Raw genomic sequence first — 14,769 nt, forward strand, 5'->3', positions numbered from 1 at the left:
CGCGATGCTCTTTCGGCTGGTGGTGAGTGGTGAGAGACGGGCGATCGAGCGCGGTCCGCGGGCTCGAAGCACATCTGACCGATGTCTATCAGCGCGGTGCCCGGGTGCACATCCGTCGTCCGGGGGGCGCCGATCTCGGTTGCATCACGACCGCGGGGCGGGGGGGCGAGACCGCCCTTCCTACCAGTCCCCGCGCGCCGCCCCTCCGGAGTCAGCCGACCTCGACGCGGCTGCCGAGCAGGCGGCGCAGCCGGGACAGCCGGTTGCGGACCGAGCCGACCTGCACGTCGAGCTGCGCGGCCGCGTCGGCGTAGGAGAGGTCCTCGACCAGGCAGAGGCGGAAGATCTGCTGGTCGATCTCGGGCAGCCGCGAGACGGCCCGGGTGACGTCCTCGAGCACGAGACGGGCCTCGACGAGGCGCTCGGCGGAGAACGCGGTGCCGACGTAGGCGTCGGGCTGCTCGCGGGCGACCTGGCGGATCGCGGCGCGCAGGACGTTGTTGCACTCCAGCCGCGTGGCGACGAGCAGCCACGGCAGGGCCGAGGTGCCGACGAAGTGCGTGCTCGCGCGCTTCCGCCAGAGCGCGAAGAAGACGCTCTGCAGCACGTCCTCGGCGTCCTCCTCGCTCCGCAGGCGCGCGACGGCGTAGCGGTAGACGGCCAGCGCGTGACGGCGGTAGAGCACGCCGAACGCGTCGCGGGAGCCTCCCGCCAGCTCGCTCAGCAGGGCGACGTCGTCCGCGGCGGCGCTCTCGGCGGTCATCGCGACTCGAGAGCGTCGAGGCCCAGACGGGCGCACCACGCGGCATCCGGCTCGTCGCGCGCCGTCGGGAAGACGGCGGCGAGACCGTCGGGGCGGACGCAGACGGCGCTCACCGACTCGTCCGAGCCGCACATCGAGGTCGCGAGTGCGACGCGCTGCGTGATCTCGTCGGGCAGCCCCTCGACCATGATCGCCACCGCGGGATCGGGCTCGTTCAGGTCGGCTGTCGCGTAGCAGGCGGCACCGTCGCGGACGGTGCGGGAGGTGGCGGCCTCGAAGGTGGTGATCCCGGCCGCCACGCCCGCGGCAACGACACCGAGCCCCACGAGCACTCCGACGGTGCGCCGCTGCCGCGAGACTCGCCTCGCCCTGGTGATCCGCACCTCGAGGCGCTCCTCCACCCGCGCGAGCACCTCGTCGTCCCGAGTCGATGCCGTCATCAGTCCCCCCTCTGAACACTCTCACCCGGTAACGTCCGCCGCACCGTTTTCGTCTCACCGGAGTCCGACAGCAGGAACGGCGCATGATGCGGTCGCCCTGGTGCGCAGCGATCGAGCCGGAGTCACGACGTCGACCGCTGGCGGGCGGAGGAGCACACCGACCGGACGCTGCTCGGTGCGCAGTCGGGCTGATCGGTGGGGGCGGGGCCGGGCCCGGCCCCACCCCGTGGAATCGGGCGACGCGTCCGGTCATCTGCGGGGTACGGGACCGGAGGGCGGATTCCACCCCTCGAGCGGCGCGTGCGCGCTGCGCTCGAGAGTCGAGGGAGACGGGGGCCGGGTCTCGCGATCACCGGCAAGCTTCGCGCACGGCCGCGATCCTGACCAGGGTGACCGCTCGCGGCCGTCGCGGGCGCGACGGCCCGGCGCCTAGGCTCGCGGAATGGCGAAGCGGAGGGTGTCGGAGCGCGCGCAGGCGCTGCTCCTCGCCCGGCCGTGGACGCTGGCGGTGCTCAGCGGCGTGTTCGTGGCGATGATCGTCGTGCTCGCCGCGGACGTGGGCTGGGACCCGGCCGCGGTCGTCGGCGGGGGCCGCCGGCACGCACCGCTGTGGCTGGTGGCGGGGATCGGGCTGCCGTTCTTCGGCACCGGAGTCGTCGTGGGAGTCGTCAAGCAGGTGCAGCTCGTGCAGCGGCGGCGGGGCGCGCCCGTGTCGCCGAGCCCGGAGGTCGAGCGGCTGCGTCGGGAGGGCCCCGGCTGGCTGAGCCGCCGCGAGGACGAGGCGCGCTAGCGGGAGGAGTCCGCGGTCGTCTCGCCGGAAGCGGTCGGCCGGCGCGCAGGGCGAGCAGCCCGACGGAGGGGCCGTCGTGAGCAGTAGGCGGCCGGCGCCTGATCGCGCAGCCTGCGGTCGTGACTCTCGTGGAGCGGCAAGGCGCCGTCCGGCTCCTGAACCGCGCGGAACGCGCGCGCCCCGTCGCTGATCGAGCAGGCCGCATCGTGGGCGCATCGAGATCCACCGTCTACCGGAGTCGAGTCTCGATACGCCCTCCGGGCTACTCGACCAGCATGGGGTCGCGTCCATGCTGACCGCGCAGCCCACGAAGCGGGCACTGCATGCTGATCGAGTAGCCCGCATCGCGGGCGTATCGAGATCCACCGTCGTCAGAACGGTGCGGGCACGTCGACGAAGCGGGGCTCGGGTGGCGGGTCGGGCGGGCGGCCGGGCAGAGGCGGCGGCCGGTTGCTGATCCGCCGGCCGGTGGGGCTCGTCCAGACGATCGTCCCGCCGGAGTCGGCCGGGTCGTAGCTCCACTGCTCTCCGTGCCGGACGTGGTGGTGGGAGGTGCAGAGCATGACGAGGTTCTCGAGGCACGTCTCGCCGCCGTTGCGCCACTCGAGCGTGTGGTCGGCCTCGCTGGTGCTGGCGGAGCGGGTGCAGCCGGGGAAGCGGCAGGTCTGATCCCGCAGCTGCAGGTGGAGGCGCATCCGGGCGGGCGGGAGGCGCTGGGTGCGTCCGACCGAGACGACGACACCGGTGTCCGGATCAGTAAGGACCCGGGTGAAGGAGGCCGCGGTGCGGATGAGCTCACGGGCGATCGGGGCGGGGACGGGTCCGTAGCCGTCGAGGTCCGCGGGCGCCTCGTCGAGGCCGACCGCTGTGGATGCGGCGAGCGTCAGCCGCACCTCGGCGCGGACGCCGGGGACGAAGGTCGGATCCGGCCGGTGCTCGGCGTTCGGCGTGGTCCCGGCGATGTCGCCGTCGCAGAGCAGGTCGATCGCGGCGTCGGCGCTGAGCTGCTGCAGGGTGCGGGGGTCGCCCTCGTCGCGGAGCGTGCGGGCGATGCGGCGCAGCCGTTCGTGCGCGCCCACCACCGCGGGTGCCGGGCCGTGGATGCAGAGCGTGGCCATTCCGTCGATGTCGGGCGTGACCCAGGCAGCGCGGTCCTCGCGGGCGCGGGCGTGCCGCTGGGCGAGGGGATCTTCGTGCAGCTCCTCCCGCCAGCGGCGCAGGGCGCGGCGCAGCTGCGTGAGAGTCATCGACGGTGCCGCTTCGGCGGCACGCTCGTCGAGAGCGGCGCGGGAGGATTCGGGGAGACTGCCGGCGGTCGCGCAGATCGCCTCACCTTCCTCCCAGTGCAGTCGCGCCTGCGCGAGCAGCGCCCGGGTGAGCGGCAGGTACTCCATCAGCAGCTGCGCGTTCTCGAGACGGCGCGCGATCACCTGCTCCGGCAGGCCCTCGGCGACGGCGAGCTCCGCGCGGATGGAGCGCTCGACGAGGTCGCGGGTCTCGCTTGGGGTCGCGCCGCGGGCGAAGACCTCTTGGTGGGCGAGGGCCGTGTGGTGGAAGTCGTAGAGGTCTTCGGCCTCGGTGAGACGGCGCTGGGCCGCGGCGCGGGCGTTCGCGGCGGCACGGGCGCTCAGTACGCGCAGGTGCGCGAGCGCCTCTTCAGTCGATCCGAACTCCGTCACACGAGTATTGAATCAGGGACCACCGACACTGGGGCCGGCTCGTGGGGGCAGCGGGACGATCGGGGGCTGAACCGGGGCTGTGGAGGAGGCACTGCGCCGACGCGGCGGGTCTCGATACGCCCTTCGGGCTCCTCGACCGACAGGCAGCGCCCTGCTGCCTCCTCGACCAGCACGCAGCGCCCTGCAAGCTCCTCGACCCGGTCGGCGCCCCGTGAGAGGCTCGCCCGGTGGACAGCGGGGACGATCAGCGCGACGGCGCGGAGCCGAGCCCGGTCGAGACGACCGAGCGGCTCCTGCTCCACCGACCCGCCGAGACGGACCTGGACGAGCTCTTCGCCCTCTACTCGGATCCCCGGCTGGCCGAGGGCGATCCCCTCCTCCTGCACCCCTCCCGCGCACACACCCGCGCGGTGCTCGACCGGCGGTGGGAGCAGTGGGCGCGCGACGGCCTCAGCAGCTGGGTGGTCCGCGAAAGGAGCCCGCGCGGCGGACCCGGCCTGATCGGCATCGGCGGCTGCTCGCTCCTCGCGGGCACGGCGTGGAACGTGGCGTTCACCCTCCACCCGGACCACTGGGGCAAGGGCTACGCGCAGGAGATCGCCAGCGCGGGCATCGACCGGGCCCGACTCCTCCGCCCGCAGCTGCCAGTCACCGCGGTCGTCGCGGAGCAGAACCGGCGCTCCCACCGCGCCGTCGAGCGCCTCGGCCTCGTGCGGGCGTGGACGGGCCCCGACGCGCACAGCCCGGACCCGACGGCCCGAGTCGTCCTGTACGCCGACCGCCCGCTCTCGGCGGAGCAGATCGGCCTGCTGACGAGCTGACCCCTCCTGTGGTTGGGTTGCCGCACCGACCACACCTGGAGGACGACGATGCCCGACCACGACGAGACCTGCGCAGCCGAACTCCGGAGCCGAGCAGCGGCGGCCTGCGCATGACCGGCCCCGGCCCGATCGACGTCGCCTTCACCGCGCCGATCGGCGTCACCGTGAAGGGCGACCTCTGGTCGTGCGTGGAGGTGCCCGACTCCGCCGCGCTGTTCGGCACCGGCAAGTCCGTGAAGGTCGTCGCGACCGTCGACGGCGAGCCGCTCACCGCCGGCCTGATGCCCACCGGCGCCGGCGGCCACATGCTCTCGATCAGCGCCAAGCTCCGCAAGAAGCTCGGCAAGGACCTCGGCGACGACGTCGCCGTCCACCTGACGGAGCGCCTGACCTGACGGCCGGACCGCGGGAGAACGGTGGATCTCGATACGCCCGCGGAGCGGGCTACTCGATCAGCATGCACTCCCCGCCCGGCGAGCAGCCACCCTTCCATGCTGGTCGAGTAGCCCCGGAGGGGCGTATCGAGACCCGCCGCCGTCAGCAGGGCGGGTCTGCAGACTCGACTTCTGACGCTGGTGGATCTCGATACGCCCGCGGAGCGGGCTACTCGATCAGCATGGGACGGCTCCTCGATCAGCACGGGGGTCACGGCAGGACGCCGTCCGGGCTCCGCCACTCCGGATGGCGGGCCTCGACGGCGTCGGTGATGGCGTACTGGGTGTCCGTCGTCAGGGCGAACGGGCTCTGGACGTCGATCTGCACGTAGTCGAGGCGGTCCCAGACGGAGACGTGCCAGTCGCCCGGGGAGTCGCCGTCCCAGGTCGCGGTGCCCTCGGCGCCCGGCCGGGTGAACCACAGCTCGGCGCCCTCGCCGGTCTCCGCGGCGTCCTGCGTCAGCTCGTCCGCGACCCAGCCGTCGGCGAGCAGCTCGCGCTCGATCGCCTCCTGGATCTCCCGACTCACCTCGGGCCCCGCCTCCTGCGGTACCAGGCGCAGGAACAGCTCGACCCAGCGCTCGTCGTCGCGGCTCACCGAGGGCTTGCCGCCCCGCACCGACACCCGGAGGTCCGCACCGATCAGCACCGGATGCAGCGACTCCGCGGCGGTCACCGCACTGTCGCCGAGTTCCTCCGCCGCGAGGATCTGCTCGTCGACGCCCGCCGTCGGCCCCGGCGCGCAGCCGGTCAGCAGCCCGAGCAGCACGACGCCCGCGATCGCCGCCCGCCTCGATCTCATCCGCCCACCGTATCGACAGGTGCAGTCGGGCCCCGCGAGGGCTAAAGTTCGCGAGACGCGACCCGACGCGGATGGACGGATCCTGGCCGGCCACGATCGTCGGTGCGCCCGCATTCGGAGACCCCTTGGACGCTCGACGACGCCTGCTGGTGGTGGCCGGAGCGGTCGCCCTGCTGCTGGTCGCGGGAGCCCTCGTGCTCGACGCGACCGCCGGTGGCCCCGGCGACGGCAGCCCGATCAGCGTGGGAGCGACCGGCTCCGCGGGCACCTCCTCCCCCGGCGCACCCTCCTCCGGCACCACCTCCTCCCCCGGCGCACCCGCGACCCCGGGCGCGACCTCCGCCGCCACCGTGACCCCGCAGGACCCGTCGAACCCCGCCGCCGTCGCCGACCCCTCCGCCCCGCTCGAGGTCTCCGGCCCCGCCCCTGTCGACACCGGCCTGCCCGACTCCACCCCGCGCGCCGCCCTCGTCTCCCTGCCGCTGCCCGCCGCCGCGAGCGCCACCCGCGCGCTGGTCGCCGGCTACCCCTCCGCCGTCGTCGCCCCGCTGCCCGACTCGGTCGTCGCCTCGAGCTCGGTCGAGCCCGCGGGCGGCGCGCTGCGCTCGGGACTCGCCGCGACCGTCGCCCTCGACGCCGAGCAGATCGTCGAGAGCTACCGCCGCTCGCTGGCCGCGCAGGGCTTCACCTCCGCCGCCGTCGACGCGCCCGCCGACGGCGGCGCGATGGTCTTCACCGCGGGCGAGGACAGCGTGAGCCTCTCGGTCACGCCGACCGGCACCCCGCGGATGAGCTACTCGCTGATCGCCGTCCTGCACCCGAACGGCGGCTAGACGTGTACATCTCCCTGTCCGACCGGCCCGAGGGCGCCGCGGAGCAGCCCGCGCGCAGCACCGGTCCGTCGCGCATCGCCCCCGCCGTCATCGCCCTCGGCATCGTCAGCCTCTTCACCGACATCTCCTCGGAGTCGACCGCCGCGATCCTCCCCTTCTACATCACCGCCGCGCTGGGCATGTCGACGCTCGCGTACGGCTTCCTCGACGGGCTGTATCAAGGCGTCAGCGCCTTCGTCCGCATCGGCGCCGGCTGGACCGCCGACCGCACCGACCGGCCCAAGCTCGTCGCCCTCGCCGGCTACGGCCTGTCGATGCTCGCGCGCCTGGGCCTGCTGGTCGGCAGCGGCCCGGCCGCGCTCACCGCGGTCGTCACCGTCGACCGCCTCGGCAAGGGCATCCGCACCGCGCCCCGCGACGCGATGATCTCCGCCTCGTCCGAGCCGGCGTCGCTCGCGCGGTCGTTCGGCGTGCACCGGATGCTCGACACCGTCGGCGCGACGATCGGTCCGCTCCTGGCCTTCGTCGTGCTGCTGCTCGTGCCGGACGGCTACTCCACGGTCTTCGTGCTGTCGGCCGCCTTCGCGACGCTCGGCGTGGTCGTGCTGCTGCTGTTCGTGCCGGACGTGCGGACGCGCATCGCCGGCGGCACGGCTCGAACGAAGCTGCCCTGGCGCCGCCTTTGGGACCGGCGCCCGCGCCGCCTGCTGCTCGCCGCCGGCCTGCTCGGGCTGCTCACGGTCGGCGACGGCTTCGTGTACCTGGTGCTGCAGAGCCGCAGCGGCTTCGCGGCGCAGTGGTTCCCGCTGCTGTACGTCGGGACGAACGCCGCCTACCTCGCCCTCGCGATCCCGTTCGGCCGCCTCGCCGACCGCTGGGGCCGCGCGCGGATGTTCGCCGCCGGCCATGTGCTGCTGCTCGCCGTCTACGTGCTCGCCGCGTCGCCCGCCGCAGGGCTCGCGGTGACCATCGCCTGCCTGCTGCTGCTCGGCGCCTTCTACGCCGCGACCGACGGCGTGCTCGCGGCCGTCGCCGGGGCGAGCGTGCCCGCCGAGATCCGGGCGAGCGGGATCGCCGCGGCCCAGACGGTCGTCGCGGTGGCCCGGCTGTTCGCGTCGGTCGGCTTCGGAGCGCTGTGGCTGTGGCTCGGCCGGGAGGGCGCGATGATCGCCGTCGCCGTGGGTCTCGTGGTGGCGCTCCCCCTGGCGGCGCTGCTACTGCGTGAGCGCTTCGCGGAGAAGGAGGGATGACGGCCGGGCAGGCGGGCCGCCTCTCGGACCGCGCGCGCTGGATCATCGCCGTGGTGGCCGCCGTCGCCCTGCTCGGCGGTGCGGCCGTCTACGGAGCGGGCGCCTGGGCGCGGTACCAGGCGCGCGCCTCCGCCGACTCGGCCGTCGCCGTCTCGACCGGCGCCCCCGCGGACGGCGACCGGATCGTCTTCCGCAACACCGCGAGCGGCCAGGGCTACGGCCTGGTCGCCTCCGTCCCGCTGGCCGACCCGGGCGCGGCGCGCACCCTCACCGACCGCGCCTGCGACCGCGTCGCCGCGACCGAGTCGATGGAGCTCTGTCTGCGCACCGACCGCGGCGTGCTGACCACCTTCGAGGCCGTGCTGACCGGCGCCGACGGCGAGACCCTGCAGCAGTGGCCGCTGCCCGGCATCCCCAGCCGCGCCCGCATCGGCGACGGGATGCTGAGCACCACCGCGTTCGTCACCGGGCACTCGTATGCGCCGACCACCTTCTCCACCCAGACGGTGATCCGATCGCTCGACCCGGCCGTGCCGGACCCGGGGGATCTGGAGTCGTTCGCGCTGAGCGTCGCGGGGGCGCCGCTGACAGCGGCCGACCGGAACCTCTGGGGCGTCACTTTCGCGGACGACGGGGACACCTTCTACGCGACCGCGGCGTCGGGGTCGCGGACGTGGCTGGTGCGCGGGAGCATGTCCGCGCGGACGATGACGGCGATCCACGACACGGCCGAGTGCCCGTCGCTCTCGCCGGACGAGACGCGGGTCGCGTACAAGAAGGACGTCGGGGACGGGGTGCCGGACTGGAGGATCGCGGTGCTGGATCTCGCGTCGGGGGTGGAGACGGTGCTGCCGGAGGAGCGGAGTGTGGACGATCAGGTGGTGTGGCTAGATGAGGGGACGCTGCTGTACGGGCTGCCGCGGAAGGGCGTTGCGGGGGATACCGACGTCTGGTCGATTCCGGCCGACGGCTCGGGCGAGCCCGAGCTGTATCTCGAGCACGCCTGGTCGCCATCGGTCGTCCGACCCTAACCCGAAGCCTGCGCCGTTGTACTGCAACTGCTAAGCCTGGAATTTCACGGCGCCGGGAGTCAAAGTGAGCGTCGGCATAAGCTGACCTTTAATAGCGAGATACATACACGATTTTTGTTTCTTGGTTGCTTCACATTTCGCATACGTCGAGGTGGTAGCTAAAGCCTTTACTACACCACACCTGATTGAGTTGCAGCCAATCACCAGCCGCCTCAGTCGAACTTGCGCGTTTACGACTACGCATAGAGAGCGCTTTGCCCGCCTTCTCGGGAAAGTAGCAATCGTACCGGGCACCCGCGCGGACTAGTCTGAGCCCGTGCACACGCTTGGATCCGAACTTCGCACTCGACGATTGCTACTTCGGCGTCTTGAACTCGAGGACGAAGCAGCTGTGATGAGCTACCGCGGCGACCCGAACGCGTCACGTTTCTTGCAACACGCGCCTATGCAAAATGGCGAATACAAAGAGTGGCATTCTGAACGATCCGAAGAGTGGCATTTGCACAAACCCGGCAACCGAAGATTTTACGGCATTACCGAATTGTTGTCCGGCGAGCTGATAGGCGACGCCGTTTTGGTTCGCCTCCCAGATGGACGTCAAGTTGAAATTGGAATGTTCCTTAATCCGCGAACAGCCGGGCTTGGTTACTCTATGGAAGCCGGGTCGGCGTTGCTTGAACTTGTATTCAACCGCTTGGAATTTCGAAGAACTGTATGCAAAACCAACTCCGCAAATCACGGCGCCATTAAAGCCATAACACGCATGGGCCTGAGCTTCGAGGGTCATTTTCAAATCAGAGAATCGGTTGACAATGAGTGGATGGATACCTTCATGTACTCTATCTCTGCCGACCAGTGGAAAAACTCCAACATTCGAGCAATCAGCCGGAATTAATATCCGTCTTTATTCAGCCTTAGGCATTAAGGTCAACTGGTCTGAAGGCGTGCTCCGGGAGAAGTCGAGATAAAAGCCCGCAAAAGTCTCCGGCTTCTTAACGGTAAGCCTGTAACGACTGTCGCCGAGATGAGTGACATCGACAAGCCGAAGATCCGAAATTGCGGTAGGTCCAACAGGTGCAACTAGTACCTGTTCAGGGGTGGACCTGATCGCCTCCATCATCGTATGAGCGATCCGTTCCAAGGCAGCTTCGAGCAATAGGCGAACATCTCCTGCGGGATCCAAAGAAAATGCGCACCACGCGGCAACGTCGTCAATCGGCCCGGGGATCGCGGCCGCTTTTTGAGCCGCTTCTCTGCTCTTAGAAGTGATGCCAAGAACGTCCTCGAGCGTCCCCTGCCGATGAAGCCATAGATCGGAGCGTCGCCAAATCTCGAGAAGAATATTGAAGCGCGCTTCATATCCTGATTCGGTAGGAATCTCAGCCGCGAGCCAGCTACTTCGATCCTTCGGACTGGTCGGCACAGCCTCCCTGTTCATTAAGTCCAGTAGCGGACGAAGTACCAAATGTGTATATGGGGGCTCCTGGCCGAGCTGAGTTTGATAAGATGAAACAACGTCGATATTCGAATCCATCGCGCGCTGGACCTCCGACGACAGGCAAGCGTCGAGGTCCGCTACCGCCCGTACGTCAATTCCTGCGGATCGCGATATCTCGTACCAGAGCGCTACGAATCCACTTCCCCCACACTCGATGAAATCAGTTTGAGCAACGACTTCAGTTGCGTGCGTCCGCGCTAGCGCAGTTGTCAGGGCTGCGACGTCCGTCACGCCTTCGACAAGGACAGGGCGCGGGGCAAACACCAATTGGCTTACAAGTTGCGGATTCGAGACAAGCGAAGAAGTGACTCTGTGCTCCTGCCCGGCTGGAATGTGAGTTAGAAGGGAAGAACTAGCACGTCCAGCCGAAAAGAGCCATATCGCACCAAGGTCATCAGCAGATTTTGGCTTTATTACCGAAGGCTCATGCGTGACAACAATAGCTCGCCTATTTGTTCCCTTGCAGACCTTTTCCAGCTCACTAAGCCAAAGTCTAGTCATAGAGGGATGAAGATGGAGTTCCGGCTCGTCGACCACAAGCAATGTCCAGTCTTCCCTATAAGCAGCAGCCAAGAGAATTACCAGCTCTCGAAGACCGTGGCCTTCGTCGCGGAGAAGCGAGTACTCGGTTCTCCCCACTCTAATGTACGGATCGAGAAATCCAGCATTCTCTCGAATGTCGATTATCCTACCTAGTGCTCTTCGCAAAAAGGCTGCTACCCTTAAAAGTACATCGGGATTATCTCGTAGCGCGTACATTTCTGCGACGCCTATCCCACTTTTGATTGACGCGTCTTCAGCTTGAGTTTTCTCTTGCGCCCCTAGAGGAATACCACGATTGTTTTCATTGTTTGGCACGGACATGTATCCGTAGTTACTATAGAGGGTTAGGCCCGCAAGTCGATCGGTCGAGAGAATGCGGCCCGAAAAAGACTCGGCGACCAATTTTGCAGTTCTAGATTTTCCGCTTCCGTTTCGCCCGACAAAGTATGTAATTGGATGCTCCCAAGTACCAGACTCATAAAATGTCTGACTGGAGCCTCCAGCCGGAAATACATCGCCGAATGTGAAGGAGACCTGACCTAGGGGCAGATACGGATTTTCCATACCTCATTATGACGGATGACTCGCTGGACGCACTCGAGCTCGTGTCAGTGTGGGTACACCGGCGAGCGGTTGCGTCATCGTATCGACGGCGCTAGCCGACAGCGGCCGCGATCGGGGACTTCACCCGGTGCGCCGCGGCTGGGCGGGTGGAGCACTCCGGAGGCGGACCGCGCCTCATCGACACCCGCCCGCAGGCGCTCCTTAATGCCCTCCGCGCTGATGCCCCTGTCGTTCCGACTGACCGCAAAGACCTCGTCTCACTCCAAGCAATTGTAGTTGTCGCCGACGTAGCTGTGAGCTGCCAGCGCGTGACCCGACTGGGCCGAGGCGGACGCATCGGCCACGGCGTCCCGGTAGGTATGCGCACCCGCTTCCCGCCGCCATACCTGACGGCCAGCTGCCCCTTTTCCGGGCGCGGTGCCACCGAGTAGCCGGCCACAACTTTTTCGCGGCCCGCTACGGAACGCTGGCGGACGACTGCGCCGGCCCGACGCATGCGTCATACGAACTCGACCTCATCCACGGACGCAGTAGCCGACACCCGCACCACCCACGTGAGACGGTGCATGTCCGATTCGCCCGGCCGCGAGGCCGCAGGGACTCGCGCGCTCCGAGCTTCTCCCCATGCTCGCCTACTGGCCGGTCGAAGTGCTCGATGATCTGGGCACGGACGGTCGTGGAACGAGTCGTTGCACAAACGTCTGCTCAGACCGCATTGCTGCGAATAGCAACCCTTGAGACCACAAAGTTCGAGACCAAAGAACCTTCTTCTTGCCACTGCGTCTCGCAGTCGTGGTGCAGTCGTCGGGAAGAAGCAGCGTTGTAGACAGCCTCGCCCCCGCCCACCCCATGATCGGGTCCACGCGCTGAGCGCGGCGTAGAGTGCATCGCGGACTGCAATGGATCGCCCGTAACGCCATCGTCGTCCGCCCTGAGTGGGGTCGGGAGCGCCTGCTCAACCGCTAACGGCTCGACGCGCAGGACAGCATCGGTCCTGGGCCGAAACCCAGCCAGCCTGCTCCGGCACTTCATGCAAGCGTCCCCGTAGCACCGCCGACACGAGCAGCACTCCGCGGATTTCGCCCACCGCATCGCTCTCTCAGACGCCCCGAGCTCTCGTCGGCAAGACCATCAGCGAGTTACGCCCCGAACCACCCCACGTTAGGAACTCAACATGAGCATGGAAGGCGTCGCCTGGAGCTCGCTCTACCGGATCTCCTCCGCCCAGAGCGGCAAGCACGGCATCTCCCGCGAGTCCGTGCGCCGCATCATGACCTTCGCGGTCCCCTACCGCGCCCGCCTCCTCCTCTTCATCGGCCTCAGCGTCGTCGGCGCGTTCCTCGCCGTCGCGACGCCGGTGCTCGCCGGGCGGGTGGTCGACACCATCGTCGCCCGCGGCGCGGTCGGCACGATCGTGCAGCTCGCCGTGGTCATCGCCCTCGTGGCCGTGGCCGACGCCGGCGTCTCGCTCGTCACGCGCTGGTACTCGGCGCGGATCGGCGAGGGCGTCATCCTCGATCTGCGCACCGCCGTCTTCAACCACGTGCAGAAGATGCCGATCGCGTTCTTCACCCGCACCCGCACGGGCGCCCTCGTCAGCCGGCTCAACAACGACGTGATCGGCGCGCAGCAGGCCTTCAGCGGCACGCTCTCCGGCGTCGTCACGAACGTCGTGGCGCTGGTCCTCACCCTGATCGTCATGCTCAGCACGTCCTGGCTGGTCACCGTCCTCGCGGTGATCATGCTGCCGATCTTCCTCATCCCCGCGCGCCGGATGGGCAGCCGCCTCGCCGCGCTCCGCCGCGAGGCCGCCGACCACAACTCCGCGATGAGCACGCAGATGACCGAGCGCTTCTCCGCGCCCGGCGCCACCCTCGTGAAGCTGTTCGGCCGGCCCGATGAGGAGGCGGAGGAGTTCCGCGTCCGAGCCGCCCGCGTCCGCGACATCGGCGTGCGCACGGCGATGCTGCAGCTGGTCTTCGTCACGGCGCTGACCCTCGTCTCCGCGCTCGCCCTCGCGCTCGTCTACGGGCTCGGCGGCGTCCTCGCGCTCGGCGGGCAGCTCGACACCGGCGCGGTCGTCACCCTGGCCCTCCTGCTCACCCGCCTCTACGCGCCGCTGACCAGCCTCGCGAACGCGCGCGTCGAGATCATGAGCGCGGTCGTCAGCTTCGAGCGCGTCTTCGAGGTGCTCGACCTCCAGCCGCTCATCCAGGAGAAGCCCGATGCGGGCACCGTCCCCGAGGGCCCGGTCTCCGTCGAGTTCGACGACGTCCGCTTCGCCTACCCCTCCGCGGACAAGGTGTCGCTCGCCTCCCTCGAGGAGGTCGCCGTCCTCGACACCCGCGGCGGCGAGGAGGTGCTGCACGGCCTCTCCTTCCGGATCGAGCCGGGGCAGACCGTCGCGCTCGTCGGCACGTCGGGGGCCGGCAAGTCGACGATCGCGCAGCTGCTCTCGCGCCTCTACGACGTCGACAGCGGCGCGGTGCGCCTGGCCGGGACCGACGTCCGCGACGTCACCTTCGCCTCGATGCGGCACACCCTGGGCATGGTCACGCAGGACGGCCACCTCTTCCACGAGACGATCCTGTCCAACCTGCGCCTCGCCCGGCCGGAGTCGACCGACGACGAGGTGTGGGACGCCCTGCGCCGCGCGCGACTCGAGCCGCTCATCCGCTCCCTGCCCGACCAGCTGGACACCCTCGTCGGCGAGCGCGGCTACCGGCTGTCCGGCGGCGAGCGCCAGCGGCTGACCATCGCGCGGCTCCTGCTCGCCCAGCCGCGCGTCGTCATCCTCGATGAGGCGACGGCCGCGCTCGACTCCACCTCGGAGGCCGCGGTGCAGGCCGCCCTCAGCGAGGCGCTCGAGGGCCGGACCGCGATGGTGATCGCCCACCGCCTCTCCACCATCCGCAGCGCCGACCTGATCCTCGTGATCGAGGACGGCACGATCGTCGAGCGCGGCACCCACGAGGAACTCCTCGCCGCGGCCGGCCGCTACGAGGAGCTGCACCGCACGCAGTTCGCGGTGCAGAAGGACGTGGCGGCGGAGGAGGAGGCGCTCAGCGGGTCTTGAGCGCGACCGAAGTCGCTGGGGTGGGCGGGTCTCGATGCGCCCCTGCGTGGCTGCTCGACCAGCATGTCTGCGGGCGTCTCAGGCAGAGGAGACCCACCGCCGTCTGTGGGGCTGGTCTGCACACTCGCTTTCGACAGGGACCGCGACGGACGCACCAGGAGCCCTGCTTCAGCGGCTCTCGGCTCGGCCCCGCCCGTCCTCCTCCCCGCCTCCGGGCGGCCACTGCCCTATCGTTACCGCTAACA

Annotated in this window: 13 protein-coding genes; 8 read left to right on the plus strand and 5 right to left on the minus strand. The window is 69.2% G+C overall.

Annotated elements, in window-relative coordinates:
- Positions 1-211: 211 nt before the first annotated feature.
- Both MT350_RS08805 and MT350_RS08810 read right to left on the minus strand, forming a co-directional pair.
- Positions 212-763, minus strand: a complete 552-nt coding sequence (locus MT350_RS08805) for an RNA polymerase sigma factor (protein WP_243599517.1) — start codon at positions 761-763, stop codon at positions 212-214.
- Entirely contained in the window at positions 760-1,203 is a 444-nt protein-coding gene (locus MT350_RS08810; RefSeq protein WP_243599516.1) for a hypothetical protein, read from the minus strand. The genes MT350_RS08805 and MT350_RS08810 overlap by 4 nt, the downstream gene beginning before the upstream one ends.
- Positions 1,204-1,645: 442 nt before the next feature.
- Between MT350_RS08810 and MT350_RS08815 the strand changes: the two genes are divergently transcribed.
- Entirely contained in the window at positions 1,646-1,993 is a 348-nt protein-coding gene (locus MT350_RS08815; protein ID WP_243615758.1) for a hypothetical protein, read from the plus strand.
- Between the two features lie 371 nt (positions 1,994-2,364).
- Here MT350_RS08815 and MT350_RS08820 read toward each other — a convergent pair whose 3' ends face one another.
- Positions 2,365-3,672, minus strand: a complete 1,308-nt coding sequence (locus MT350_RS08820; RefSeq protein ID WP_243615759.1) for an HNH endonuclease signature motif containing protein — start codon at positions 3,670-3,672, stop codon at positions 2,365-2,367.
- Between the two features lie 227 nt (positions 3,673-3,899).
- Here MT350_RS08820 and MT350_RS08825 point away from each other — a divergent pair, with 227 nt between their 5' ends.
- Together MT350_RS08825 and MT350_RS08830 are read left to right on the plus strand one after the other, a co-directional pair.
- Complete coding sequence (locus MT350_RS08825) at positions 3,900-4,493, plus strand: GNAT family N-acetyltransferase (RefSeq protein ID WP_243615760.1); 594 nt, start codon at positions 3,900-3,902, stop codon at positions 4,491-4,493.
- A gap of 110 nt (positions 4,494-4,603) precedes the next feature.
- Positions 4,604-4,888, plus strand: a complete 285-nt coding sequence (locus MT350_RS08830; RefSeq protein WP_243615761.1) for a DUF1905 domain-containing protein — start codon at positions 4,604-4,606, stop codon at positions 4,886-4,888.
- A gap of 250 nt (positions 4,889-5,138) precedes the next feature.
- Here the strand turns inward: MT350_RS08830 and MT350_RS08835 are convergent, their stop codons facing one another.
- Complete coding sequence (locus tag MT350_RS08835) at positions 5,139-5,729, minus strand: hypothetical protein (RefSeq protein ID WP_243615762.1); 591 nt, start codon at positions 5,727-5,729, stop codon at positions 5,139-5,141.
- A 125-nt stretch (positions 5,730-5,854) separates the two neighbouring features.
- Between MT350_RS08835 and MT350_RS20050 the strand changes: the two genes are divergently transcribed.
- The 4 genes from MT350_RS20050 (at position 5,855) to MT350_RS08855 (ending at position 9,738) form a co-directional block, all read left to right on the plus strand.
- A complete protein-coding gene (locus MT350_RS20050) occupies positions 5,855-6,562 on the plus strand; it encodes a hypothetical protein (RefSeq protein ID WP_279396339.1) in 708 nt (235 codons plus the stop codon).
- Between the two features lie 2 nt (positions 6,563-6,564).
- Positions 6,565-7,812, plus strand: a complete 1,248-nt coding sequence (locus MT350_RS08845) for an MFS transporter (RefSeq protein WP_374206635.1) — start codon at positions 6,565-6,567, stop codon at positions 7,810-7,812.
- Positions 7,809-8,843, plus strand: a complete 1,035-nt coding sequence (locus tag MT350_RS08850) for a hypothetical protein (protein ID WP_243615763.1) — start codon at positions 7,809-7,811, stop codon at positions 8,841-8,843. Before MT350_RS08845 ends, MT350_RS08850 begins: the two co-directional genes overlap by 4 nt.
- Positions 8,844-9,159: 316 nt before the next feature.
- Positions 9,160-9,738, plus strand: a complete 579-nt coding sequence (locus tag MT350_RS08855; RefSeq protein WP_308197466.1) for a GNAT family protein — start codon at positions 9,160-9,162, stop codon at positions 9,736-9,738.
- Positions 9,739-9,747: 9 nt separating this feature from the next.
- On the opposite strand, the gene MT350_RS08860 is transcribed toward MT350_RS08855, so the two are convergent.
- A complete protein-coding gene (locus MT350_RS08860; protein ID WP_243615764.1) occupies positions 9,748-11,448 on the minus strand; it encodes an ATP-dependent endonuclease in 1,701 nt (566 codons plus the stop codon).
- A 1,174-nt stretch (positions 11,449-12,622) separates the two neighbouring features.
- Between MT350_RS08860 and MT350_RS08865 the strand changes: the two genes are divergently transcribed.
- Positions 12,623-14,524, plus strand: a complete 1,902-nt coding sequence (locus tag MT350_RS08865) for an ABC transporter ATP-binding protein (protein WP_123736057.1) — start codon at positions 12,623-12,625, stop codon at positions 14,522-14,524.
- The last annotated feature ends 245 nt before the right edge of the window (positions 14,525-14,769 follow it).

The sequence above is a fragment of the Rathayibacter sp. VKM Ac-2928 genome (assembly GCF_022815545.1).
Lineage (GTDB): Bacteria > Actinomycetota > Actinomycetes > Actinomycetales > Microbacteriaceae > Rathayibacter > Rathayibacter festucae.